23 protein-coding genes, 1 other RNA gene and 2 pseudogenes are annotated in these 23,744 nt (G+C 38.0%); 16 read left to right on the forward strand and 10 right to left on the reverse strand.

The features are described 5' to 3' along the window. Nucleotides 1-151: 151 nt before the first annotated feature. Both R2H34_RS10690 and R2H34_RS10695 read right to left on the reverse strand, forming a co-directional pair. Complete coding sequence (locus R2H34_RS10690) at nt 152-883, reverse strand: histidine phosphatase family protein (protein WP_004912000.1); 732 nt, start codon at nt 881-883, stop codon at nt 152-154. Between the two features lie 53 nt (nt 884-936). Beyond that, entirely contained in the window at nt 937-1,794 is an 858-nt protein-coding gene (locus R2H34_RS10695; RefSeq protein WP_005402407.1) for a 3'(2'),5'-bisphosphate nucleotidase CysQ, read from the reverse strand. An 11-nt stretch (nt 1,795-1,805) separates the two neighbouring features. Between R2H34_RS10695 and R2H34_RS10700 the strand changes: the two genes are divergently transcribed. From R2H34_RS10700 to R2H34_RS10715, 4 genes are all read left to right on the forward strand, one after another. Further along, entirely contained in the window at nt 1,806-2,510 is a 705-nt protein-coding gene (locus R2H34_RS10700) for an HAD-IA family hydrolase (RefSeq protein ID WP_005402406.1), read from the forward strand. After that, nucleotides 2,494-2,922, forward strand: a complete 429-nt coding sequence (locus R2H34_RS10705) for an RNA-binding S4 domain-containing protein (RefSeq protein ID WP_004912009.1) — start codon at nt 2,494-2,496, stop codon at nt 2,920-2,922. Before R2H34_RS10700 ends, R2H34_RS10705 begins: the two co-directional genes overlap by 17 nt. A gap of 160 nt (nt 2,923-3,082) precedes the next feature. Next, complete coding sequence (gene recA / locus R2H34_RS10710; protein ID WP_004912011.1) at nt 3,083-4,129, forward strand: recombinase RecA; 1,047 nt, start codon at nt 3,083-3,085, stop codon at nt 4,127-4,129. Nucleotides 4,130-4,175: 46 nt separating this feature from the next. Beyond that, nucleotides 4,176-4,658, forward strand: a complete 483-nt coding sequence (locus R2H34_RS10715; RefSeq protein ID WP_005402405.1) for a regulatory protein RecX — start codon at nt 4,176-4,178, stop codon at nt 4,656-4,658. 10 nt (nt 4,659-4,668) lie between these two features. Here the strand turns inward: R2H34_RS10715 and ffs are convergent. Further along, nucleotides 4,669-4,765: signal recognition particle sRNA small type (gene ffs / locus R2H34_RS10720), an RNA gene on the reverse strand. Between the two features lie 325 nt (nt 4,766-5,090). On the opposite strand from ffs, the pseudogene R2H34_RS17950 reads away from it, so the two are divergent. Further along, nucleotides 5,091-5,415, forward strand: a pseudogene (locus R2H34_RS17950) (YbgF trimerization domain-containing protein); the annotation flags it as partial. 119 nt (nt 5,416-5,534) lie between these two features. After that, nucleotides 5,535-5,954, forward strand: a pseudogene (locus R2H34_RS17955) (tetratricopeptide repeat protein); the annotation flags it as partial. 61 nt (nt 5,955-6,015) lie between these two features. Here R2H34_RS17955 and R2H34_RS10730 read toward each other — a convergent pair. The 3 genes from R2H34_RS10730 to R2H34_RS10740 all read right to left on the reverse strand — a co-directional run bounded on the left by R2H34_RS10730 (nt 6,016) and on the right by R2H34_RS10740 (nt 8,922). Next, the gene (locus tag R2H34_RS10730) at nt 6,016-7,887 is read right to left on the reverse strand and encodes a SurA N-terminal domain-containing protein (protein WP_087540320.1); all 1,872 of its coding nucleotides are present in this window, start codon (nt 7,885-7,887) and stop codon (nt 6,016-6,018) included. Nucleotides 7,888-8,026: 139 nt separating this feature from the next. Further along, a complete protein-coding gene (locus R2H34_RS10735) occupies nt 8,027-8,299 on the reverse strand; it encodes an HU family DNA-binding protein (RefSeq protein WP_004878739.1) in 273 nt (90 codons plus the stop codon). 167 nt (nt 8,300-8,466) lie between these two features. Further along, complete coding sequence (locus R2H34_RS10740; RefSeq protein WP_004912022.1) at nt 8,467-8,922, reverse strand: phasin family protein; 456 nt, start codon at nt 8,920-8,922, stop codon at nt 8,467-8,469. 209 nt (nt 8,923-9,131) lie between these two features. Here R2H34_RS10740 and R2H34_RS10745 point away from each other — a divergent pair, with 209 nt between their 5' ends. From R2H34_RS10745 to fdx, 8 genes are all read left to right on the forward strand, one after another. Then, on the forward strand, nt 9,132-9,779 hold the full coding sequence (locus R2H34_RS10745) for a hypothetical protein (RefSeq protein ID WP_087540322.1): 648 nt from the start codon (nt 9,132-9,134) through the stop codon (nt 9,777-9,779). A gap of 108 nt (nt 9,780-9,887) precedes the next feature. Beyond that, nucleotides 9,888-10,361: an Rrf2 family transcriptional regulator gene (locus tag R2H34_RS10750; RefSeq protein WP_004912027.1), complete on the forward strand. Its 474-nt coding sequence runs from the start codon at nt 9,888-9,890 to the stop codon at nt 10,359-10,361. Between the two features lies 1 nt (nt 10,362). Next, nucleotides 10,363-11,580, forward strand: coding sequence for an IscS subfamily cysteine desulfurase (locus tag R2H34_RS10755; protein WP_004954960.1), 1,218 nt, complete (start codon nt 10,363-10,365; stop codon nt 11,578-11,580). A gap of 78 nt (nt 11,581-11,658) precedes the next feature. Continuing rightward, a complete protein-coding gene (gene iscU, locus R2H34_RS10760) occupies nt 11,659-12,045 on the forward strand; it encodes a Fe-S cluster assembly scaffold IscU (RefSeq protein ID WP_004639432.1) in 387 nt (128 codons plus the stop codon). Nucleotides 12,046-12,076: 31 nt separating this feature from the next. Continuing rightward, nucleotides 12,077-12,397: an iron-sulfur cluster assembly protein IscA gene (gene iscA / locus R2H34_RS10765; RefSeq protein ID WP_087540324.1), complete on the forward strand. Its 321-nt coding sequence runs from the start codon at nt 12,077-12,079 to the stop codon at nt 12,395-12,397. Between the two features lie 84 nt (nt 12,398-12,481). Continuing rightward, a complete protein-coding gene (gene hscB, locus R2H34_RS10770) occupies nt 12,482-13,000 on the forward strand; it encodes a Fe-S protein assembly co-chaperone HscB (protein WP_004912040.1) in 519 nt (172 codons plus the stop codon). Between the two features lie 38 nt (nt 13,001-13,038). Further along, nucleotides 13,039-14,898, forward strand: coding sequence for a Fe-S protein assembly chaperone HscA (gene hscA, locus R2H34_RS10775; protein ID WP_042891976.1), 1,860 nt, complete (start codon nt 13,039-13,041; stop codon nt 14,896-14,898). A 17-nt stretch (nt 14,899-14,915) separates the two neighbouring features. After that, complete coding sequence (fdx, locus tag R2H34_RS10780; RefSeq protein WP_318342262.1) at nt 14,916-15,254, forward strand: ISC system 2Fe-2S type ferredoxin; 339 nt, start codon at nt 14,916-14,918, stop codon at nt 15,252-15,254. Between the two features lie 89 nt (nt 15,255-15,343). Here fdx and R2H34_RS10785 read toward each other — a convergent pair whose 3' ends face one another. The 4 genes from R2H34_RS10785 to aceI all read right to left on the reverse strand — a co-directional run bounded on the left by R2H34_RS10785 (nt 15,344) and on the right by aceI (nt 21,603). Next, nucleotides 15,344-16,783: an adenylate/guanylate cyclase domain-containing protein gene (locus tag R2H34_RS10785; RefSeq protein ID WP_004962768.1), complete on the reverse strand. Its 1,440-nt coding sequence runs from the start codon at nt 16,781-16,783 to the stop codon at nt 15,344-15,346. A gap of 48 nt (nt 16,784-16,831) precedes the next feature. Then, complete coding sequence (locus tag R2H34_RS10790; RefSeq protein WP_004912054.1) at nt 16,832-17,266, reverse strand: HIT domain-containing protein; 435 nt, start codon at nt 17,264-17,266, stop codon at nt 16,832-16,834. A 181-nt stretch (nt 17,267-17,447) separates the two neighbouring features. Next, nucleotides 17,448-20,909 (reverse strand): transcription-repair coupling factor, encoded by a 3,462-nt coding sequence (mfd, locus tag R2H34_RS10795; protein WP_318342263.1) that lies wholly within the window; start codon nt 20,907-20,909, stop codon nt 17,448-17,450. A 265-nt stretch (nt 20,910-21,174) separates the two neighbouring features. Further along, on the reverse strand, nt 21,175-21,603 hold the full coding sequence (aceI, locus tag R2H34_RS10800; RefSeq protein WP_004912058.1) for a chlorhexidine efflux PACE transporter AceI: 429 nt from the start codon (nt 21,601-21,603) through the stop codon (nt 21,175-21,177). 88 nt (nt 21,604-21,691) lie between these two features. On the opposite strand from aceI, the gene R2H34_RS10805 reads away from it, so the two are divergent. Together R2H34_RS10805 and tal are read left to right on the forward strand one after the other, a co-directional pair. Further along, nucleotides 21,692-22,585 (forward strand): LysR family transcriptional regulator, encoded by an 894-nt coding sequence (locus tag R2H34_RS10805; protein ID WP_004962775.1) that lies wholly within the window; start codon nt 21,692-21,694, stop codon nt 22,583-22,585. A 113-nt stretch (nt 22,586-22,698) separates the two neighbouring features. Next, on the forward strand, nt 22,699-23,688 hold the full coding sequence (gene tal / locus R2H34_RS10810) for a transaldolase (RefSeq protein WP_004962779.1): 990 nt from the start codon (nt 22,699-22,701) through the stop codon (nt 23,686-23,688). Nucleotides 23,689-23,744 lie beyond the last annotated feature (56 nt).

Consider the following 23,744-nt stretch of genomic DNA (forward strand, 5'->3'; position numbering starts at 1 on the left):
AAAGATAAGTTTACGATTATTAATTAATATTAATAAAATCATGCATTTAAAAATAATATCATCTTTACTAAAAGATAAAAAATATAAATTTAGGATATCGTAAAATATCTAAAGATTTAGTTATCGTGATCTGGTCAGCTCTAAGGGTTAGTTATTTTTCTTTAAAATCTTTAATTAATAATTCTTGTTTTTGACCACGCCAAATCCATTTTAACTTGCTATTTGCAAAATCCTCACCCTCAAACCAAACAAATAATCCCTCCATCATATCTGGCCAGTCTGATTGTTGAATTTCTGTTTGACCTGAAATGACAGCTACAATTGCAGCCAAAATAGTGTCATGACTAACAGCAATACTTAAACCATTTTGATGTGTTGGATGTGTGTGATAAAGCAACTCAAGTACATCAAATACACCTGTAATAGGGTGTTTCATGCCAGGCAAAGCATTATTCACAAAACTGTTGATAAACCCCAATGCACCTTGTTTACGAAAATATGGTGCAGCTTGTTGAATGTCTAATACAAAACTACCTGGCTCAACCAATAATCGCTGTTCAACAATCTCTATCGTATGAGTGTTTTCACCCTTACGTAACTGATCAGCACCTTCAATCATTAAGGCTGCAGTATCAACACATCGTTGGATAGGACTAGAAATACAGTGATGTATGGCTCGATCTGTATTTTGTATGAGATATTGCCCCCAAGCATATGCAAGCTCTCGCCCCTGCTCAGTCAACTGCAAATCATAACCAGCAAATCCCTGCCCATTGACAAGTTCTCGCAATGAATGACGTGTAAATAAGGTGACTGGAGTTGAAGTGTCTGGCAATAAATCCACAGCTTCAAACATACTTTTAGGCAATAAATGTAGCGCCATAATATTTATGTAATATAAAAATTTAACTCACTATAACATGGGTAATATAACTCTCAATCTAAAATCCCAGAATGCTTTAATGCTTCATATGCAATTTTTTTGCAGTACTGATCTTTAAATGCGATAAAGCCACCATTAAGAACAGTTTCTCGCTGATTATACAAAAATGGCTTAGCTTCTAGAGTCAGTAGACCACCGCCAATACTTTCTAATAATGATTGACCTGAACTCGTATCCCATTCCGATGTTGGATGAAACCGTGGATAAATATCTATATCACCTTCAAGCATCATACAAAACTTATAAGCACTACCAGCTTCACGTCGCTCAACAGCACGATGCTTGAGTAATGGTTGAATAAAATTTTGATATTTAGGATTTTTACTGTTGTGACTTAATCCAATTTGGAGAGGCGTATTTAAGTCATGTTCTTCTATTTTGTATTGAAACCATTCATTACGGCTAAAACTGTATTTATAAGGAAGTTGATTGCGATAACCGATATACATGACCTGTTCACAAGGCACTGCAATAATCGCAAAAGTTGTCTGATGGTCTTCGATCAAACTTAAATTAGTCGTAAATTCATCACGCTCATGTATAAACTCTTTCGTTCCATCTAGTGGATCAAGCATCCAACATTTTTTCCATGACTTACGCTCAGAATAATCACTCTCTTCAGATAAGACAGGTAATTGCGGTGTTATCGTTGCCAAATGCTTGAGTAGAAAATGATTTACCTTTAGATCAGCTTGAGTCACAGGAGAATCATCACTTTTTTCCTGAATATTAAACTCGCAACCAGCACAATAACTTTGGTATTCTTCCAACAATATTTGACTAGCCTGCGCCATAATTGGAACAAGTTGCATAATCAAGTCATCTTGTGGAGCGAGCGTTTTTATAAACATAGACCAACCTTATGTCATATTCAGATTTACAGCAAAAGCCTATTGCCATGTTCGACATGGATGGCACATTACTCGATTTAGCCTTTGATGATTTTATTTGGAATGAGTGTCTACCTGAACGCCATGCTCAAGTACATCAATGCACTCTAGAACAGAGTAAACAGACACTATTTCAATTTTACCAACAACATAAGCATACACTATCTTGGTATTCTTCTGCGTACTGGACTACAAAAGTTGGAGTCGATGTTTTGCAACTCCAATACGAGCATCGAAATAAAATCAAAGCGCGTTCCGGTTGCTTTGAATTATTAGAACAACTCAAACAAAAGGGCTATCGTTGTTGGTTACTTACTAACGCGGATAAAGCAGGATTACAGCTAAAACTTGAAAATGTTGCACTGAGCCCTTACTTTGAACTTATGATTAGTAGTGAAGAATTAGGATACGCAAAAGAAGATGTTTCTTTTTGGCGTGAACTTCAGCAACTGCATCCATTTGATCCAACGAAAGCAATTTTTATTGATGATACAGTTGCCGTATTGAAAGGCGCAGAAAGTTTTGGAATTTCAAAACTATTTAGCATAGTACAACCATCAAGTAGCAAAGCTGCAAGGAATTCCAATGAACTTCCTTACCCCGCACTTGATGAACTCACTGATTTATTTGATTGTCTAGAAACCCATTTACAGGTAACAGATGCCAAAACAGCATGAACCAGAAAGCATGGAAGCCATGCGAATTGATAAATGGCTTTGGGCTGCTCGTTTCTTCAAAACACGCTCCATCGCAAAAGCAGCCATTGAAGGTGGTAAAGTTCATCACAATAATGAACGCGTCAAAGTATCCAAAGATGTTCGGGTTGGAATGGAACTGACCATTCAACAAGGATTTGACAAGAAAACTGTCATCGTCAAAGCCCTATCGTCTATACGTGGCGGTGCTCCTATGGCTCAGTTACTCTATGAAGAAACAACTGAAAGTATTGAGCGTAGAGAGTTGCATGCATCGCAACGAAAATTGCATAATCTAGCCCGACCTGATCATCGACCAAGCAAAAAAGATCGTCGTGATATCAATCGTTTTAAACAAGAAAATGTTCAATCATGGTCTTATCATGATGAGTAATTTTTTCTAATTTAAGGTGCGTCATCTTGTGTCGTATTGACGCAGGTCAGATGTAGAATAAACAACTAGAATCTGCCACTATACTCAAGTCCCAACAAGTTGAGATTCAATACATCCACTTGGGTTAGTCGTTAAGAATATAAAGTTTTGAGGTTTTGAGATGGATGATAATAAAAGTAAAGCGTTACAAGCTGCGTTAAGCCAGATTGAAAAACAATTTGGCAAAAACACTGTGATGCGCTTAGGTGACAATACTGTACAAGCAGTTGAAGCTGTATCTACAGGGTCATTAACACTAGATATCGCTTTAGGTATTGGTGGATTACCGAAAGGTCGTATTATTGAGATTTATGGTCCTGAATCATCTGGTAAAACAACAATGACATTGCAAGCAATTGCTCAATGTCAAAAAAATGGTGGTACTTGTGCATTCATCGATGCTGAACATGCGCTTGACCCACAATATGCACGCAAATTAGGCGTTGATATTGACAACCTACTAGTCTCTCAACCCGACAATGGTGAACAAGCGCTTGAAATCGCAGATATGCTCGTTCGTTCAGGTGCAATTGATTTAATCGTTGTCGACTCAGTTGCAGCATTAACACCAAAAGCTGAAATTGAAGGCGAAATGGGTGACTCTCATATGGGCTTACAAGCTCGTTTGATGAGCCAAGCATTGCGTAAAATCACTGGTAACGCAAAACGCTCTAACTGTATGGTGATCTTCATCAACCAAATTCGTATGAAAATTGGTGTGATGTTTGGTAGTCCAGAAACAACCACAGGTGGTAATGCACTTAAATTCTATGCGTCAGTGCGCTTAGATATCCGTCGTATTGGACAAGTTAAAGAAGGCGATGAAATCGTTGGTTCTGAAACTAAAGTCAAAGTTGTAAAAAACAAAATGGCACCTCCTTTCCGCGAAGCAGTATTCCAAATCATGTACGGTAAAGGAACTAATCAACTAGGTGAATTAGTTGACCTCGCCGTACAACAAGATATTGTTCAAAAAGCGGGTGCATGGTACTCATACCAAGGCAACAAAATCGGACAAGGTAAAAACAACGTAATTCGTTATTTTGAAGAGAATTCGAAAATCGCTGCTGAAATTGAGAAGGTTGTTCGCGAGCAATTACTCACTAAAAACAATCCTGAAGCAGCCCCTACAGAAGATGTAGAAGAACCAGATTTTTTAGAAAGTTAAACTGAAACGCCCTTCGGGGCGTTTTTCTTTCATGAGGATATAAAACTTGTTTAATTATGAGAAAACAGAGAAACCTAAAACACTCACAGGTCAAAGACTTCGTTCTTATGCATTTGCACTCCTGACTCGTCGCGATTATTCGCAAGCTGAACTTATAGCAAAACTAAATCTATATGCGATTAATCCTGATGAAGTTGCAAAACTCGTCGAAGAGCTAGCAGTAAATAACTATCAAAGCGATCAACGTGTTGCTGAGCAAACCTTAGCAAGTCAAATACGCAAAGGGAAAGGTCTACAACGCATAAAACAAGCTTTGAAAGCAAAACAATTAGATGAAGAGCTTATTACAGAAGAGTTAAAAGAAGTTGATTGGTTAGAACAAGCATATCAACTAAAGGTCAAAAAATTTGGTACTGAGGTTTCAAAAGATCAAAAGATCAAGGCAAAACAAATTCGATTTTTACAGTATAGAGGGTTTGATATGAGTGTAATTATGAAAGCGATTGCTCGAACGAGCGATGAAGAATAATTGGTGGCAACCCTACCAGCAAGACTCCGGCACATCATAGATCTACTACCGTTGCTACCTTCCGGTCCTGGCGGGGTTCATAGAGTACAATTGCGAAGCTACCAGCAGGGCTACCATTGCCTGACAAAGTATAGAGATTTTTATTGGAGTTGCAAGGCTTGTCTCCATTTTTAATTCAGTTTTTGATTCAACTGCTTAAATCAACACCAACTATGTTTTTTGGCTCGTTGAGAACATTATAATTTGTTTAATGTTTATACAAAACAAAACGTATTTTCTCCAAAAGTGCTTGAAGATTGTAAACACGTATTGCATTTAAATGTGTTGCTGTTTTAATGGCTAAATCTAAAAATGTTTGTTTGGTGTGTCTCAAGTAAAAAACAAAGCTTATTCACCCCACAGCTTTATTTTCAACTTTATGGATGAATTTTCATGCTAAAAAAGCATTCTGCAATTTTTATTGCACTACTTAGCAGTACACATTTGTATGCAAATATTCCTATTGAATCTCGTGCGTTAAGCCAACAATTTAATGACAACACAACTTCAGCACCCGTAAGCACAAATCTAAACTGGGATTTGATTCAGAAAAATCAGAAGCTCGAAGAAGAAGTTCGTAGATTACGTGGTCAATTGGAAGAGCATGAAAACTCTATTGAACTATTAAAGAAAGAATTAGCTAATCGATATACAGACTTAGATCAACGCTTAGAACTTTTATCACAAAAAATTGATCCACCTGAAGAAACAACGGAAGCTACAACAGAGTCAACAGCAGAAGCTGCAGCAGCACCAAAATCAGAACCTCCTTCTCCAGCCAATACAATACAACCAGACTCCCCTAAAAACACCACTAATTCAACATCTACACCTGTGGTACAGGCAACACAAAATACTGCAACCACGAATACAACAAACGCTCAAATTGAATTAGAAAAAGCTGCATATACCGTTGCTTTAGATGCTTACAAACAAGGTGGAGCAAAAAAAGCGATCCAACCGATGCAAAACTTTATTAAAAATCATCCGAATGGTATTTATGTTGGAAATGCATATTTTTGGTTAGCTGAATTTTATCTAGCTGTAGAGCCTGTTGACTATAAAGCTGCAAAACAGAATTACAATATCGTGGCTACACGTTATCCAAACTCTGCTAAAGCACCAAGAGCAATTTACCAACTGTACAGCATTGCTAAAGAAGTGGACAAAAACACAGCTCTAGCCAATCAGTATAAAAACAAGCTGATAAGCCAATACCCACAAACAGAAGAAGCAAAATTTATTCAAAAAAAGTAATTCAAAACTTTTACCTATAAAAAAAACCAGTTCATTTGAACTGGTTTTTTTTGCTTAAGTCTTACTTAATCTTTGCTTGTGATTTTAGATACTCAGTATAGTCCTCTAAAATTTGCTGACCACGGAACTGCTGATATAACTTGGTTAACTCATTCAACTGTTCTGGTTGTAAAGCACTTGCGGCATTTGTATTCACCGTAGAGACCGCCACAATTACCAACTCATTAGGTAGTTGAGTCGTTGTAACTGACCACATACCTTCTTTAGTTGGCGCAGGGATACTAAATGCTGCGCGCTCGATAGCACGCTTTAAACCTTGTGAACGAGCATAAGTACCTGCATCCTCAAAAATAATTTTTGACTTTGCAACAACTTGTGCAGCAGGTTGAGTCTTAAATTCAGCTAAAGTTGATGCGATTTTCGCTTGGGCAGCCTTATATGCTTTTTCCTCAATCACCTTAGCTTTTACTTCAGCAGTTGCTTGAGCAAGTGTCTTGACTCCAGCAGCACGATAATCACGCACCTTGATCCAGATCACATCACCATTTGCTAATTGAATACTTGATGATGCATTGCGATCACCATTTTTTACATCATCATTAAACAATTTTGCTTTTACATTTAAATCGCTTAAATAAGGATTTTGCGTTGTTAAAGTCACACCTTTAGCAGATTCAACACGAACGCCTTTAACTTCTTGAGCCACGGCATCTAATGAATCATTCCCCACAACCATTTCATTTAGACTATTCACTGTATCGCTAAATAAATTGGCTTGTTTTGTTTTCTGCACTTCAGCAATTAAGCGCGGTTTTTCAGCTTCATACGATGGGATATCAATTGCAGGAGCGTTTGCAGCGATAATATGATAACCGTACTGTGTCTTAACTGGTTTAGAAATCTGACCATTCTTCAAAGAATTAACAGCGTTATCAAAGTCTGCTGAAAACACACCAGGAGCATAAGCTTCAACTAAACCACCTTGTGTTTTAGAAGAAGGGTCTTCTGAAAATTGCGCTGCAGCATCAGCAAATGACATGCCTGACTGAATTTTAGCGTATACATCATTTGCCAATTTCTGAGCTGTCGCTGCATCTCTTGAATCCGTTGTAATCAGAATATGTTTAACTTCTCGCTTCACATCTTTCTGTTGTTTATCAATGAATGCTTTATATGCCTGCTGTAACTCAGCTTCAGAAGGAGCTACATTTGCTTGTGGCAATAATGCTGGTGTTAAAACCACATAATCCACATCAACATTAGCAACCTGTTTAAATTGGTTTTTATGCTTGTTGTAATAATCTGCAATTTCTTGATTAGAAACAGTAATACCCTTTTTGTAATCATCTAACTTAATGCTAGCTAAATGCAAAGTACGTTGTTCTGTTTGTAAATTAGCAAGTTGCTGTAAATCAGATTTACTCACCAAAGCATAATCCATCAATGTCGATGAAATCATTTTTAAAGCATGGTCTTGACGCAGACTAGCAACCAAGCCTTGATTGGTCATACCAACAGAGCGTAGATAATTTTCATAGAGCTTTTGTGAAAATTGTCCGTTTTCTTGAAAGCTAGGTTGTTGAGCCAACATTTGCTCAAGTTGCGTATCACTTAGGGAAATCCCTAGTTTTTCTGCTTGTTGTTGTAACAAGCTACGAGCAATCAGTGCATCTAATGCTTTTTCTTGAATAAGAGAGAGGTTCAAAAGAGACTCATCACCCTTTACTAAGGATAAATATTGATCTTTATAATTTTTAGTTGCTGTTTCTAATTCTTTATTAGAAATATCTTGGCCATTTACAGATTTTGCAACATCTGCTTTATTGCCTCCACTAAAATATCCTTCAATACCTACAAGCGCTAAAGGGGTCAAAAACAAAACTAGAAGGACTTTGCCAAGCCAACCCTTAATGAGTGTACGAAAAGATTCCATGAGAATTCCAATATTTTATTTCGGGGCAATTTTAACTGAAAAATAAAAGCGAATGAATGCAGAATAAAGCTCAAATCAACTTTTTCATTCGATAAATAAAAAACGCACCCGAGATGGTGCGTTTATTGATTTAAAAAGATTACGCAACTGAATCTTTCAAACCTTTACCTGGTTTAAAACTTGGTACTTTACTAGCTTTAATTTGTAGCTCTTCACCAGTTTTAGGATTACGACCAGTACGAGCAGCACGCTCTTTAACACTAAAAGTACCAAAACCGACTAAAGTAACCGTATCACCCTTTTTTAGTGCTTCAGTGATCGATGCAATTGTTGCGTCAAGTGCCTTACCAGCATCCGACTTAGATACTCCCCCTTTTTCAGCAATCGCATCAATTAATTCTGATTTATTCATGATAAAAAATATCCTCTTAATATCGTTTGTTAAGATCCAAGGCTATAGTTTAAAAGGCCATGCCGCCTTTATAGCAATGCTTTAGGGGAGAACGCAATACTAGAAAGGCGTTTTAACCAAAATAAATACTGAAATACGACATAAACGGACGAGCGTCAGGAGTTTTTTTACTTTTTATTCAATTTGGCCTTTAATTGGTTATTTTCTTCAATTAAAGCATCAACTTTGATATGAAGCTGCACCAAAAGCTGTTCAATATGCTGTAGATCTTTAGGAGTAACCAAACCGATTCGATTTAAAGAGTGATTTACACCTGTATCTAAAATTTTTTCTACTTTGTCTTTAGTGTCAGTCACAGACTCTTTTGCCTTTTCAGTGACTTTCCCAACGGTGTTATCTGCAAAATCAACAGTTTTTGACTCAAGCTCTTCACCAACTTTTACAAGCGAGTCAAATAATTTATTTCCTTCTTCTTCAGCACGTGAAAATGCACCTAAACCTGCCAGCCAAATTTGTTGTGTATATTTTTTGAAATCCAAAGCAGATTTTTTAGAACTCTTTGATTTTAATTTGGTTTTTACCTCGGCTTCTTCACCTGAATTTTCAAGGTTAGTGTTATCCATAGACCAATGCTCCTAAGCACTTTACAAACAGTATGTCGTATTTAACCATAAAAATGTTTTTATAATATCAAAGTTAAGACTTGATCGTTTTAAAAAACTGTTCTACAAAGCTACAAAGTCATGTAAATTAATATTAATCATTGAGCAAGGATGCTCAAGTTTATATGCTTTATGGCTATATCTATTGACTGGTAAGGAAAAAGAGACTCATGAGTGAAACGCAACAAAGACATAGACATCCTCATTTGTTGCTAAACTTTGTTATCATTGTTTTAGAAACTTTTTTCTCATTTATCCTGACTCATGATTCAGCACTTCGTCTACAGGCGAAACGATTTATTGACCAGCGTGTGACTTTACGTATCAATAGCTATATCCCTTTCTTTGATTTTTATATTCAGTTCACAGACAAAGGATTGCTATTTGATATGCAGTCTTTAGATCGAAAAATTGATCTTGAAATCAATAGTACGCTGATCGATCTTACTAAAATATTTGTGTTTAATAATCAGCGCAGCATTCACAACATGCGACTTTTAGGTGAAACCTCACTTGCCGAAGAGTTTTTAGATTTATCACCGCATTTGACACTCCCAAGCATATTTGCTAACTGGAAACAGTGGTTTAGTGCATTCGATGATGATGCTGAAACCTTAGCTTCACAGCAAAGAATTGCACCCTTGCTAGATAAAATTGATCAACAACGCTCTGAAATAAACTCATTACTCGTGGAAGTTAAACAATATCAAAATCGAATCCATAGACTCCAAAAGCGCCAACGCTTGATCAATATCAGCTTTGCTGTATTTAGCTTTATTTTGATTGGTTTTTTTGTATATAATATGTGGATACAATAAAAACTTTATATTTCACTTTTCACACACATATTGGCAATTAAAAAACTTGACTATTTTAGTCGGAATTCATAAAATTTAGACATCTAGTCTAACCATGTGTACCGAATCATGCGTCTTACAACTCGCGGTCGTTACGCAGTGACTGCTCTACTTGATTTAGCTTTGCAGCCAACTGAACAAACGATCACGCTTGCGGAAATAGCAGCACGCCAATCCATCTCTGTCGCTTATCTCGAACAATTATTCGCAAAGCTTAAGCGCCATGGGTTAGTTTCAAGCGTTCGTGGTGCAAATGGCGGATATCATCTTGCGCGTATTGCAAGTGAGATCACAGTGCTAGAAATCATCGAAGCTGTAAATGAAACTGTTGATGCGACTCGTTGCGACCATAAAGGAAACTGCCAAAATGGTGCAATGTGTTTAACGCATGACTTATGGCAAGAACTCTCCCACCATATTGCCGATTATCTCGCCAAAATCACACTTGCAGATTTAATTGCACGCGATAATGTACAAACTGTCGCTCTGCGCCAAAACTCTACAAGCTTTGACTCAGCTCTTTTATCGGTTACAGGTATTTGACATGAAACGTCCAATTTATCTTGATTACGCAGCAACCACTCCTGTCCTTCCTGAAGTTGCAGAACGTATGATGGAATGCTTAACCTTCGAAGGGACTTTTGGTAATCCTGCATCTCGCTCGCATGCTTATGGTTGGCAAGCCGAAGAAAAAGTTGAATACGCGCGTGAACAAGTCGCTAATCTTATCAAAGCTGATCCACGTGAAATTGTGTGGACTTCTGGTGCGACTGAATCTGATAACTTAGCACTCAAAGGTATCGCTCAGTTTTATGGTTCAAAAGGCAAGCACATTATTACAAGTAAAATTGAACATAAAGCTGTTTTAGACCCATGTCGTGAGCTTGAAGAAGAAGGCTTTGAAATCACCTATCTCGAGCCAGAACCACGTACAGGTCTAATTACACCTGAAATGGTAAAAGCTGCTTTACGTCCAGATACGATCCTTGTTTCACTTATGATGGTGAATAATGAGATTGGTACAATTACTGATGTTGCTGCAATCGGTGAATTAACACGTGCGAATAAAACATTCTTCCACGTAGATGCCGCTCAAGCTGCTGGAAAAGTAGATATCGATCTTTCAACTATGAAAATCGATTTAATGAGTTTCTCTGGTCATAAAATTTATGGTCCTAAAGGTATCGGTGCATTATATGTTCGCCGTAATCCGCGCGTTCGCTTAAAAGCGCAAATGCATGGTGGTGGTCATGAACGTGGTATGCGCTCTGGTACTTTACCAACACATCAAATCGTTGGTTTAGGTGAAGCGTTCGAAATTGCTGGTAAAACCATGCATGCTGAACAAGAACGTCTACGCCAATTACGCGACAAACTTTGGAATGGCTTACAAGACTTAGAACAAGTTTTCTTAAATGGCCACCCTACTCAAAACGTTGCAAATTATTTAAATGTCAGCTTCAACTTTGTTGAAGGTGAATCTTTAATGATGGCATTGAAAGATGCAGCCGTTTCAAGTGGTTCTGCATGTACTTCTGCAACACTAGAACCATCATATGTATTACGTGCTCTAGGTTTATCTGATGAATTGGCACATAGTTCAATTCGCTTTAGCTTTGGTAAGTACACCACTGAAGCTGATATCGATCACGTATTGACAATTACCAAAGCTGCTGTTGAGAAACTTCGTGAACTTTCTCCGCTTTGGGATATGTACAAAGAAGGTATCGACCTTTCAACAGTTGAATGGGCTGAACACTAATTCATTCAACTTGAATTGAAAAACGTGTTTTAACCCTCATATTAATATTAGGCTGACCCCGAGGTTTGGAGAAGCGAAATGGCTTATAGTGAAAAGGTAATTGATCATTACGAAAATCCTCGTAATGTGGGTGTTTTGGATAAAAATGCTGAAAACGTTGGCACAGGCATGGTCGGTGCACCAGCTTGTGGTGATGTAATGCGCTTACAAATCCAAGTCGATGATAATGGCGTAATTGAAGAAGCTCGCTTCAAAACTTATGGTTGCGGTTCTGCAATCGCATCAAGCTCCCTTGTAACTGAATGGTTAAAAGGTAAAACTCTTGATGAAGCTCAAGCAATCAAAAACATTGATATTGCAACAGAGCTTGCCCTTCCACCAGTAAAAGTACACTGCTCTGTATTGGCTGAAGATGCGATTAAAGCTGCGATTGAAGATTATCGTGGCAAAAAAGCCAAAGCTTAATAGTTTAACGACGTAACACATTGGAGTTTTCATGATCCATTTAACTGAAAATGCTGCGACTCACATCAGCAATTACCTACAGAATCGTGGTAAGGGTGAAGGCATTCGTGTTGGTGTGAAAACTTCGGGTTGCTCTGGATTAGCTTATGTACTTGAATTTGTTGACGATGTTGACACACATGATCAAGTATTTGAGCAGTTCGGTGTTAAAGTTTTTGTGGATCCTAAAAGCTTGGTTTATCTCGATGGTTTAGAGATGGACTATGTTAAAAATGGTCTCAATGAAGGCTTTGAGTTCAACAACCCAAATCAAAAAGGTGAATGTGGCTGTGGTGAATCATTTACAGTCTAAAACTATATCACCCTCTTTTTATCCATTAAAACAGTGTGTTCCGCACTGTTTTAATGTATTTATCAATAGCGGAATTCATCTCCCATGAATCATTTTGAGTTGTTCCAATTACCCGAAGCACTCGATATAGATTTGGCAGCTTTAAAAAAACAGTTTTTGAATTTGCAACAGCAATATCATCCAGATAAAGCTGCTGACAAAGATCAGGCGTTAATTAAGTCAAGTGAAATCAATCAAGCGTTTAAAGTACTTTCACAAGTTGATAGTCGTGCTGCATATTTACTTGCCTTAAAAAAGCAAGATCACCATCTTGATCAATCCATCAATGATTTTGAATTTCTACAATCAGCACTTGAGATGCGCGAGCAACTTGATGAGGCTAGATCAACAGATCAATTACGTACATTAAAAGTAGACGTTCAACAATGGATTGATGGATTAGTCCGCGAATTCAAAATTGATTATGCTGACGAAGATTGGGCTGAAGCTCGTGATACGGTACGTAAATTACGCTTTTTCCAACGCGTAATGAACGATATTGATAAAGCCGAAGATCGCATGTTAGACGAAGAAGATAGCTTCGACTTAGATGATGATTTTTAGTCTGCCGTTACCAATTATTTTCAAGGGATACCTCACGCATGGCACTTTTGCAAATTGCTGAACCTGGTCAATCTACTGCGCCGCACGAACATCGAATTGCGATCGGTATAGACTTAGGAACAACCCACTCTTTAGTGGCGACAGTGCTATCGGGAAAACCGAAAGTTCTACAAGACGATAAAGACCGAGTTTTACTCCCTTCTATCGTTCATTATGCAAAGGATACAACTACATTCGGCTATGAAGCTAAGCCGTTCATGTTGACTGATCCTAAAAATACAATTGTTTCTGTTAAGCGTTTCATGGGACGTTCTCAAGCAGATATTAAATTCCAACATCCTTATGTGCTTGTTGGTGCTGAAAATGAAATGCCAGCATTTGAAACTGCTGCAGGTCGAAAAACACCTGTTGAGATTTCCTCTGAGATTTTAAAAGAATTAAAAGAACGTGCTGAGGCAAGCTTAAAAAATCCAGTTAATGGTGCAGTTATTACGGTTCCTGCATATTTTGATGAAGCACAACGTCAAGCAACTCGTGATGCTGCTCAATTAGCTGGCTTAAATGTACTGCGCTTACTTAATGAACCAACAGCTGCTGCTGTTGCTTATGGTTTAGATCAGGATACCAATCTCAGTACAGATCGTAATTATGTAATTTATGATCTAGGTGGTGGTACGTTTGACGTATCTATCTTGCGGTTCTCACAAGGTGTGTTTGAAGTATTAGCCACAGGTGGTCATACTGCATTAGGTGGTGATGACCTCGACCGCTTAATCGTGAAATGGGCAAAAAAACAGCTTAGCATTGAAACTCTAAGTGATGAAGAATACGCAGTTTTTGTCGTTGCTGCACGCCAAGCTAAAGAGCAACTCACTGATCATGAATCTGCTGAATTAAAATTATTCGATGATCGTCTAGTTTTAGATCGCCCAACATTTGAATCAATCATTCAGGTCGCACTCGATAAAACAATCAGTGTATGTAAACGCGTATTACGCGATGCAAAACTTGAATTAGATGAAATTGAACATGTTGTTTTAGTTGGCGGTTCTACTCGTTCTTATGCAGTACAAAAAGCAGTTCGCGATATATTTAAACGTGAACCTTTATGTACAATTAATCCAGATGAAGTAGTTGCAATTGGTGCATCAATCACAGCAAATCAGCTCATCGGTAACAGCCAAGATGGCTCTTTATTGCTTGATGTTACTCCACTCTCATTAGGTTTAGAAACTATGGGCGGTCTGGTAGAGCGTTTGATTTCGCGCAATACAGCAATTCCTGTAGCTCGCCGTCAAGAATTCACGACTTATCAAGATGGACAAACTGCCATGCTGATTCATGTCGTACAAGGTGAACGAGATTTAGTTGAACATTGTCGTTCACTAGGTCGCTTTGTTTTGCATGGCATTCCACCGATGACAGCTGGTCAAGCGCGTATTGAAGTTACATTCCAAGTTGATGCTGATGGTTTATTAACAGTCTCTGCAAAAGAAACAACCTCTGGTGTTCAAGCACAAATTGATATCAAACCTTCTTATGGTTTATCAGCTGCAGATACGGAACGTTTATTAATTGAAGGTTTCCAGCATGCTGAAGAAGATAAACAACTTCGCCATTTGCAAGAAACAAAAGTTGAAGCAGAACGTGAATTAGAAGCTCTAGAACAAGCTTTAAAAGCTGATAAAGATTTACTTTCTCAGCAACAAGCTCGTGATTTAATTCTCGCTGCTGAAGCACTTAAAGCTCGCTTAAAAACTAATGAGTTAGAAGCAATTGAAAATGCTGTTCAACAACTTAAAACCCACAGCGATGCGTTTGCAGCACTTCGTATGAATCGACATATTGACCATGCCTTAAAGGGTACAAAACTCGAAGATTGGTCAAACTCAAACTAAAGGTATAGGTGATCAATATGCCACGTATTAAAGTTCTCCCTCATGCTCAATTCTGTCCTGAAGGTGCAGAATTCGAAGTGGAAAAAAATGCAAATTTATGCCAAAGCTTACTTAAGCAAGGCATCAAAATTGAACATGCATGCGATATGTCATGCGCATGTACCACATGTCACGTCATTGTCCGTAAAGGTTTTGACAGCCTCGAAGAAATGAATGACGTGGAAGCCGATTTACTTGACCGTGCATGGGGTTTGGAGCCAGACTCTCGCCTTTCGTGTCAAGTTGAAATTGTTGATGAAGATTTAGAAATTGAAATTCCTAAATACACAATCAACCATGCTTCAGAAAATCGCTAAATTTTCAAAAATTAGTGACATAAAAAACTCCTCTAAATGAGGAGTTTTTTATGTGGTAGAGTATTTGCAATACAGAAGAAAAAAATAATCTATTGTTTAACCTCATCATCGAGATTTAAACGTGGAATGCCTTGTGCATTAGTAATTTTTTGCTGTGTTTTGATTCTCTGAATCATTTTCTCTAGAATTTCTACCAGCTCAGGGTATTCATAATTTTGTACTTCTTCAAAATTCAGCACCAAATGAAAACCCTTATATTCAAAATCAAACCATTTTTGTGTATCTGATTTTTTGCCTGTGAATTTCTCCATGACTTGCCATGTTTTCACAGGACCTTGAATCCCTTTCAAATAGATCGGCACTTTAGGAACACACAGAAATTCATTTTTAATTAACTGATGCGTATCATCTGCAATCAAAATTTCATCAACTTCAGCAGCTGATTGCAAACGGGCTGCCAGATTTACATCACGACCTACAATCGTATATGCCATACGATGTGAAGCACCATAATTCCCAACGTGACAATATCCTGTACTTATTCCCATGCGAATATGTAATGCTGGATAACCCATTTTTTTCCAGCGTTCGCGTAGCAATTTCATCTGTTGGCGCATTGCGATGGCCATTTCAACACAAGACTTCGCATCTTGTTCTACACCTTGAGAGTTTGGATCACCAAAGAAAATCAGGATCGCATCACCCATAAACTTATCGACGGTTGCTTCATACTGTTTTGCAATTTCCGTCATATGACTTAAATAATCATTTAATAAGAAAGCTAAATCATCTGGAATTAAGCTTTCAGAAAGCTCTGTAAAACCTTGAATATCAGAGAAGAAGATCGTTAATTTTTTACGTTTATATTCGATTTTTGCTTCAGCCTCGCCACGCATAATCGACTGCCACAACTGTAATGGAGCATAACGACTTAGTTGATTTGCAAAGGCAATATAACGAGTCATCTGATTATGATAATGCTGACGTTGCTGACCTAGAATATTCAAACGACGATGTTGATAGTAGTTACCAATCACAATGAACATCATCAATCCAAGTAAACTCACCACTGTAAGTTCAGGATTCGTCGGTTCAAAATATTCTTCCGCACCAAATATAAAAAATGTTGAAAAATAAAAGGTCAGCACACCAATCAAAATAATTAATGATGCTACTGGTAAAGTAATTTTATTGTTTAAACCTACATAAAGTAGTGCAAATAGGATTGTAAATGTAGGTACTAGACTTAAATGTAATCCAGCTAAAACAATGGCAACGATAACAGCTTCTATGCCAAATAAGACATTCTTCTCTGTATCACGATCAAATTTGTATTGAAGCCATTTTTCAAGCTTAGGAGACAGTAAAAAGAAAACTAATAAAATTGGAAGAATATAGAGTTGGTGATTAGCGCTAGAAGAAGTAAAAGTATAAATAACCAAAATTAATGACAAAATCGAATATCCCATCAAACGATGGAAATAAGCGAACTGTCTAGGTTCTTTATCGATTAACCTATCTAGTAGCACCCTCTACTCCTTCCTTATCTAAGAAGACCTACAATCCTCTTGACTAAATCAGTCCATGCGCCAATCAAAAGGCATATCACCCTGACCACGTAATGCAAGCATAAGGGTTTGACGCATATGAGCAAGAACATCGCTGCTGTATGGTACAGCTGGAGTACCCCAAACTGGTTTAGGCCACGCAACATCATTTTGATAACGTACAACATGATGAAAATGAAGCTGTGGTACGACATTACCAAGTGCCGCTACATTCATCTTGTCAGCACGGAATACGCGAGAAAGCTGACTAGACAACCAACTCGATTCACGTAAAAATTGTTCCTGATCAGCTTGACTGAGTTCATATAACTCAGTGATTCCAGGAACACGTGGTATAAGAATTAGCCAAGGAAATTGCATATCATTCATTAAACGACATGTTGAAAGCGGAAAGTCGCCTACAAAAAATGTATCTTGAGCAAGTTGTGGATGCAAACTAAACATATCTTTATAAATGATGCAAAATAATAATGGTCAATACTATCACATCAGTTGTGATGTGAATATTATTAGTAACCTGTTTGATTACAAATAACAATGATTTTCCTCAGTTATTGATGCATCATCTGACCAAAAAATGATTCTGTATCGAATGATACTTCTCCCCTCAAATCTGATTTTCTAATTAGCCATTCAACTCACTTAACAACTTGTTCAACAAGGTCACAATAAACTGGATACGCTCTTCATATTCTGACAAATGAACTGTCAATTTCAATCGCTGACCACCCTCCATACGATAGTGAGTTGGATTCTTCTGCATCAACTGAATGATACTGATTGCTTGTACAGGTGTATCAGGAGAAAACTCGATATACCCACCGTTTGTATTCACATCGACTTTTGTAATTCCAAGTTGTTCCGCTTTAAGGCGCACTTGATGAACGCTGAACAACTGTTTAACTGCTTGAGGTGGAATACCAAAACGGTCAATCAACTCCATTCGGATATTATCCAGTTTCTCTTGTGTGTCTGTATTACTAATACGCTTGTAGAACAATAAGCGTTGATGAACATCGCCCAAATAATCATCTGGAATCAATGCTGGCATATGTAAGTTAATTTCAGCGGTAAGTGAAAGCGGAGCATCGAAATTAGGAGTTTTACCTTTTTGAATCGCCTTGGTTGCCTTTTCAAGCATCTCCATATACAAGCTGTAGCCAATTGCTTGCATTGAACCACTTTGCTGCTCACCTAAGAGCTCACCAGCACCGCGAATCTCTAAATCTTCTGTCGCCAGCATAAAACCAGCACCAAGTGTTGAAGCTCTTTGAATTGCATCTAAACGTTTTTCGGCATCACCTTTCAAATGTTTGAGTGATGGTACGAGCAAATAAGCATAGGCTTGGTGATGTGAACGCCCAACACGACCGCGAAGTTGATGCAACTGGGCCAAACCTAGTTTATCGGCACGTTCTATAATGATTGTATTGGCATTCGGTACATCAATACCCGTTTCTATAATCGTAGAGCAAACCAGTACGTTGTATTCTTTGTGGTAGAACTGCTGCATGACTTGTTCAAGTTCACGCTCACGCATTTGTCCATGAGCAACTGCTACACGAGCTTCTGGAACCAAGGTTCGAATACTTTCTGCAGCTCGTTCTATTGTATCGACTTCATTATGTAAGAAGTAGACTTGTCCACCACGCAATAATTCACGCAGAATTGCCTCTTTCACAGAGTCATCCGTATGCTCTTGAACAAAAGTTTTTACGGCTAAACGGCGTGCTGGTGGCGTCGCAATAATAGATAAATCACGCATTCCAGAGAATGCCATATTCAAGGTACGAGGAATTGGGGTTGCTGTGAGCGTAAGCATATCCACATCGGCACGAAGTGCTTTGATACGCTCTTTATCACGCACACCAAAACGATGTTCTTCATCGACGATCATTAAACCTAAATTTTTAAACTGTACATTTTCTTGCAGAATTTTATGGGTTCCGACCACGATATCAACTTTGCCATCAGCCAAATCTTCAATGATTTTTAGATGCGTTTTGTTGCTTCCGAAACGTGATAAAACTTCGATACGAACTGCTGTATCCGCAAAGCGATCTTTGAATGACTCATAATGTTGTTGCGCAAGTAAGGTCGTCGGTACCAAAACTGCAACTTGTTTATTGTTTTGTACTGCTACAAAGGCTGCTCGCATCGCAACTTCAGTTTTTCCAAAACCAACATCACCACAAACCAAACGATCCATAGGTTTCGCAAGTTGCATGTCATGAAGAGTTGATTCAATCGCATTGGCTTGGTCTAGTGTCTCCTCATAAGCGAAGCCACTTGCGAATTGCATATATGCCGTGTGATCTAGCTCAAATGCAAAACCTGGTTTTGATTGTCGACGAGCTTGTATATGCAATAACTCAGCCGCTACATCATGAATTTGCTCTAAGGCTTTGCGCTTAGCTTTACTCCATGTATCTGTACCCAACTTGTGCAAAGGTGCAAGATCAGGATCTCCACCACTATAGCGACTGATCAAATGTAAATTGGTGACAGGAACATAGACCTTAGCCCCATCAGCATAATCAAGTTGTAAAAACTCATGATCTTGCTGATCAATCTCTAAAGTGACTAATCCAGCATAACGTCCAACACCATGATCAATATGTACGACAGGCGCACCTATACTCAGTTCGGTTAAACTCCGAATTAAAAACTCTTCGGAAACTTCTTGCTGACGTTTTCGTCTACGTTGAACAACTCTGTGTTCGTAAAGTTGATTTTCAGATATAACTGATAATTGATCTGTGAGAAGTAAACCACGGTCTAAAGGAGCACTGGTAATCGCAACTTTTAGCTTATCCTTTTGGAATTGAGCAAAGCTATCGACTGTTTGAATTTCTCCTAAAACTGAGCGCAGCGCATCTTTTAAAGTTTCGCGTCGTCCTGCACTTTCAGCGACTAAAAGCACAGGAAATTTAATTTGATCGATATAATTTTTAACAGCTTGAAAAGGCTGCTCTTTTTTAGGTTCTACAGCGAGTTTTGGAGGTTGCTCTGCTGATAAATTTAGAACACCAGCTTTCTCGTCGAAAGTATCTGCCGAAGCAAGAATTCTTGGAAATTGATTTAATGCCTGCAAAACATGATTAGGCATTAAAAATAGATCTTCAGGAGGTAGGATCGGTTGATCAATATTGTGTCGACGATCTTCGTAACGACGAACGACTTCCTTCCAAAAACTAATTAATTCATCTTCAACTTCATTATTTGTAATGACAACGCAATTCTTTGGTAAGTATGTCATTAACATACTTTGCGCTTCCATTAACTTTTTATCAAAAAATAAAGGAAAATAAAACTCTAACCCCGGTGTTGCTATACCTTCGAGTACATCTTGATAGATAGGATTTTTCTTGGGATTTGCGGTAGGAAAACTTTCCGCATAGCGATCTCGGAATGTTGATCTACCTTCTTTGAGAGGGAACTCTTTGGCAGGTAATACAGTAAAATTCTTTAATGATTCAGTTGTTCTTTGAGTTTCAGAATCGAAAAACTTCAGGCTTTCAATTTCGTCATCAAATAAGTCGATACGAATAGGTTGATCTTGTCCTGATGCATATATGTCCATAATACTGCCACGAACTGCAAACTCACCATGATCATAAACAGTATCAACTAAGCGATAGCCTGCTTGGACTAATTGTTTTTTCTGTGCTTCTAAATCAAGTTTTTGACCAACTTTAATATCAAAATGCTCACCAACAACCCATGAGTAAGGTGCAACACGTTGAGCCAAAGTACTAGCAGAAATTAATAAAATCCCCTTTTGTGGCATATTAGATAAAATAGCCAAACGCTCGGAGACGATATCTTGGTGCGGAGATAAGCGATCATATGGCAAAATTTCCCAGTCAGGAAAGATTGTTGGTTTTATGCCATAAAATTCAAGCTCACTTTCAAGCTGTGCAAGATGTTGATTATTTCGTGCAACAATTACATATAAATTAGAATTCTGAGTGGCAATTTCTTTGAATAGTAGTGCAGCAGATGACCCAAGAAGCGAACCAATCCAGCGTTTTTCGCCAGCTTTGAATTGTTGTAAGTTTAATTGAGAGATTTCTTGTTGAAACATAGAGAAAATCGTGCAATTTAAAGGACAAGTGGCTTAGTTTAGCATGATGTTTTTTAGATAAATAAGAAATTCTATATTTGATAATTATCATTGAATTTCACTTAGGCTATTTTTGAAGATTAATAAAAAGATCGCATTTTGATAGTTCAATTTTAAAATCTAAATTTATAATCCAAGCTTTATGCTCACTAAATTGAATCTCTTTGCATAAAAAAAGCACTCTTCAACTCACTCAGAAAAGTGCTTTTTATAAACTCATTTACTTTTAAGAAGCAAATTTTGCATTTGGAAAGAAACGGTTTTCAATCGTGTCATAGCACCATTGGAAAATAAATGTATAAACCAGAATACACATGGTCAAAGCAAAATCTAGAATCAATGCTTCGATAAATGACATATTCATCATATAAGCAATAATTGGAATAGTTGCGAGCATCAAACCGCCCTCAAACCCAATAGCATGCATAATACGAACAGGTATCGTTCTTTCCCACTGATATTTAAACTCAATTTTCTCGAAATAGTGATTAAATATCATATTCCAGATCACTGAAATAACAGCCATGATCACACCTAAAACACCTGTGACCTCAAGTGGCATACTAAAAATAAAACTTAACGCGATAGCGATGATGACCAATAAAATCACTTCATAACTGATCGCATGAATGAGCCTTCTTTTGGAAATCAACATTTTTAAAACACTCTTTTGTTTGGATATGGCTCATTTTATTTTTATAATTTTGATCAATCCAATCAGATTCTTTCAGTTTTATTGACAGATGAATATAAATCAAGAACAACTACTCATGTTCCAAACCGTCATGGAAACAGGTTCATTTTCAGCAGCAGCACGAAAGTTAGGTAAAGTCCCATCTGCGATAAGCATGTCGATTGCAAACTTAGAAATTGATTTAAACCTCAATTTATTTGACCGTATCGGACGAGAACCTATTCCTACTGATGCAGCAAAAATGCTGTATGAAAAAACTCATTTGCTTTTGATTGAAATGAATCAATGGAAACAGCATGCTCACGCGTTGAGTAATGGTCTGGAATCCACATTAAATATTGTCGTGGTATCAGAACTATTGCACACCAATTGGACAGATTACATCACATTGCTCGAACAAAACTTTCCGAGTTTAGCAATCAATATTGTCTCTGCCCCACAGGAAGATGCCCTGCAAATGCTACTTGATCAAACCGCCCAGTTAGCACTGATGTTTGAACGGGAGCATTTAGATAGTCGGGAACAGTTTGTTGAATTAAAAAGAGAGGCTTTGGTTCCTGTTATTGCAAAACATCATCCTCTTGCTCAACTCAAACAAGTGTCATTTGAGCAAATGGTGCAAACCCGTCAGATTGTGGTGGCGAGTCGAGACCATACCATCAAGCCTGAACTGTTATTTTCCAAAGATTACTGGCGCACCGATAACCATCATTCCGCCTGCATGATGATTGTGCGAAATCTTGGCTGGGGAGTATTGCCTCTTGAAATGTTTAATGAAAATCCAGAATTGAAGAAAAAGTTAAAAATCATGGAACTTTATGATTTTACGCCAAAGTTTGAATATTATGTAGACTTGGTCTGGAGCCGTGAAAGTGATCTGGGTGCAGCAGCACGTTTCTTAATTGAACATGTTCGCCAAAAACGTCAGCTTGACCACAAATAATCAAAAGCGAATAGATAAATCTTAATCTGTAATGAAAGCAGGGCTTTGCTTTCACGGAGATTATGCTATAACAGAAGTTACCAATAATATTGTTTAGCAAGAAACCTATAGCAATGACTGAATCTGCATTACATCAATTAAAAAAATTAACCACTGTGGTTGCTGATAGTAGCGATCTGGAAGCGATTGAAAAATTCCGCCCTTTGGACGCGACTACCAATCCATCTCTGATCACGGCTGCTGCTGAACAACCAGAAAGTAAAGAACTGATTGAAGATGCCTATGCACAGGCAAAACAAGAAGGTTATCAAAGTGATGAACTGATTGAACGCACCATTGATATTTTAACTGTGAAATTTGGTGTTGAAATTTTAAAGCTGATTGATGGCCGTGTATCAACTGAGGTAGATGCCTCACTGTCTTATGATACCGAAGCGACGATTGCCAAGGCACGTGAACTCTCCAAGCTTTATCAGGGCTATGGCATTGAACAGTCACGCATCCTGATCAAGATTGCGTCAACATGGGAAGGCATTCAAGCAGCTAAAGTTTTAGAGGCTGAAGGGATTCCATGTAACCTAACATTATTGTTTGGTTTGCATCAGGCACAAGCTTGCGCAGATGCCAAAGTCACGCTGATTTCCCCATTTGTAGGTCGTATTCTGGATTGGTATAAAAAAGCTGAGGGTGTTGATCAATATCCTATTGAAAAAGACCCTGGAGTGCTGTCGGTTAAGAAAATCTATAACTACTACAAACAACACGGCATTCCAACACAGGTCATGGGTGCAAGCTTCCGCAGCACAGCGCAAGTTTTAGGCTTGGCAGGTTGTGATTTATTGACCATTGCGCCAAATTTATTGGCGCAACTGGAACAGGATCAGCAAACGGTTACAGCTCAACTCAGTACCGAAGCAGCACAACAGGCAGAAAAAATTGAACGTCCTGCCCAAAGCAAAGAAAGCTTTAAGGCAGAACTTGAACACGACTTGATGGCTTTCCAGTTACTGCAAAGCGGTATTGATGGCTTTATCAAGGCGCGTGACCAGCTCAGTTTATTACTGCGCCAATCTTTTGGTATTGATGCTGAAATCAAGCCTTAATTAGTCGATTTTTCAACTATAAAAAACCGATTTTTGTTACTATAGCAAGAATCGGT

The organism is Acinetobacter sp. 16 (assembly GCF_033439925.1).
Lineage (GTDB): Bacteria > Pseudomonadota > Gammaproteobacteria > Pseudomonadales > Moraxellaceae > Acinetobacter > Acinetobacter junii.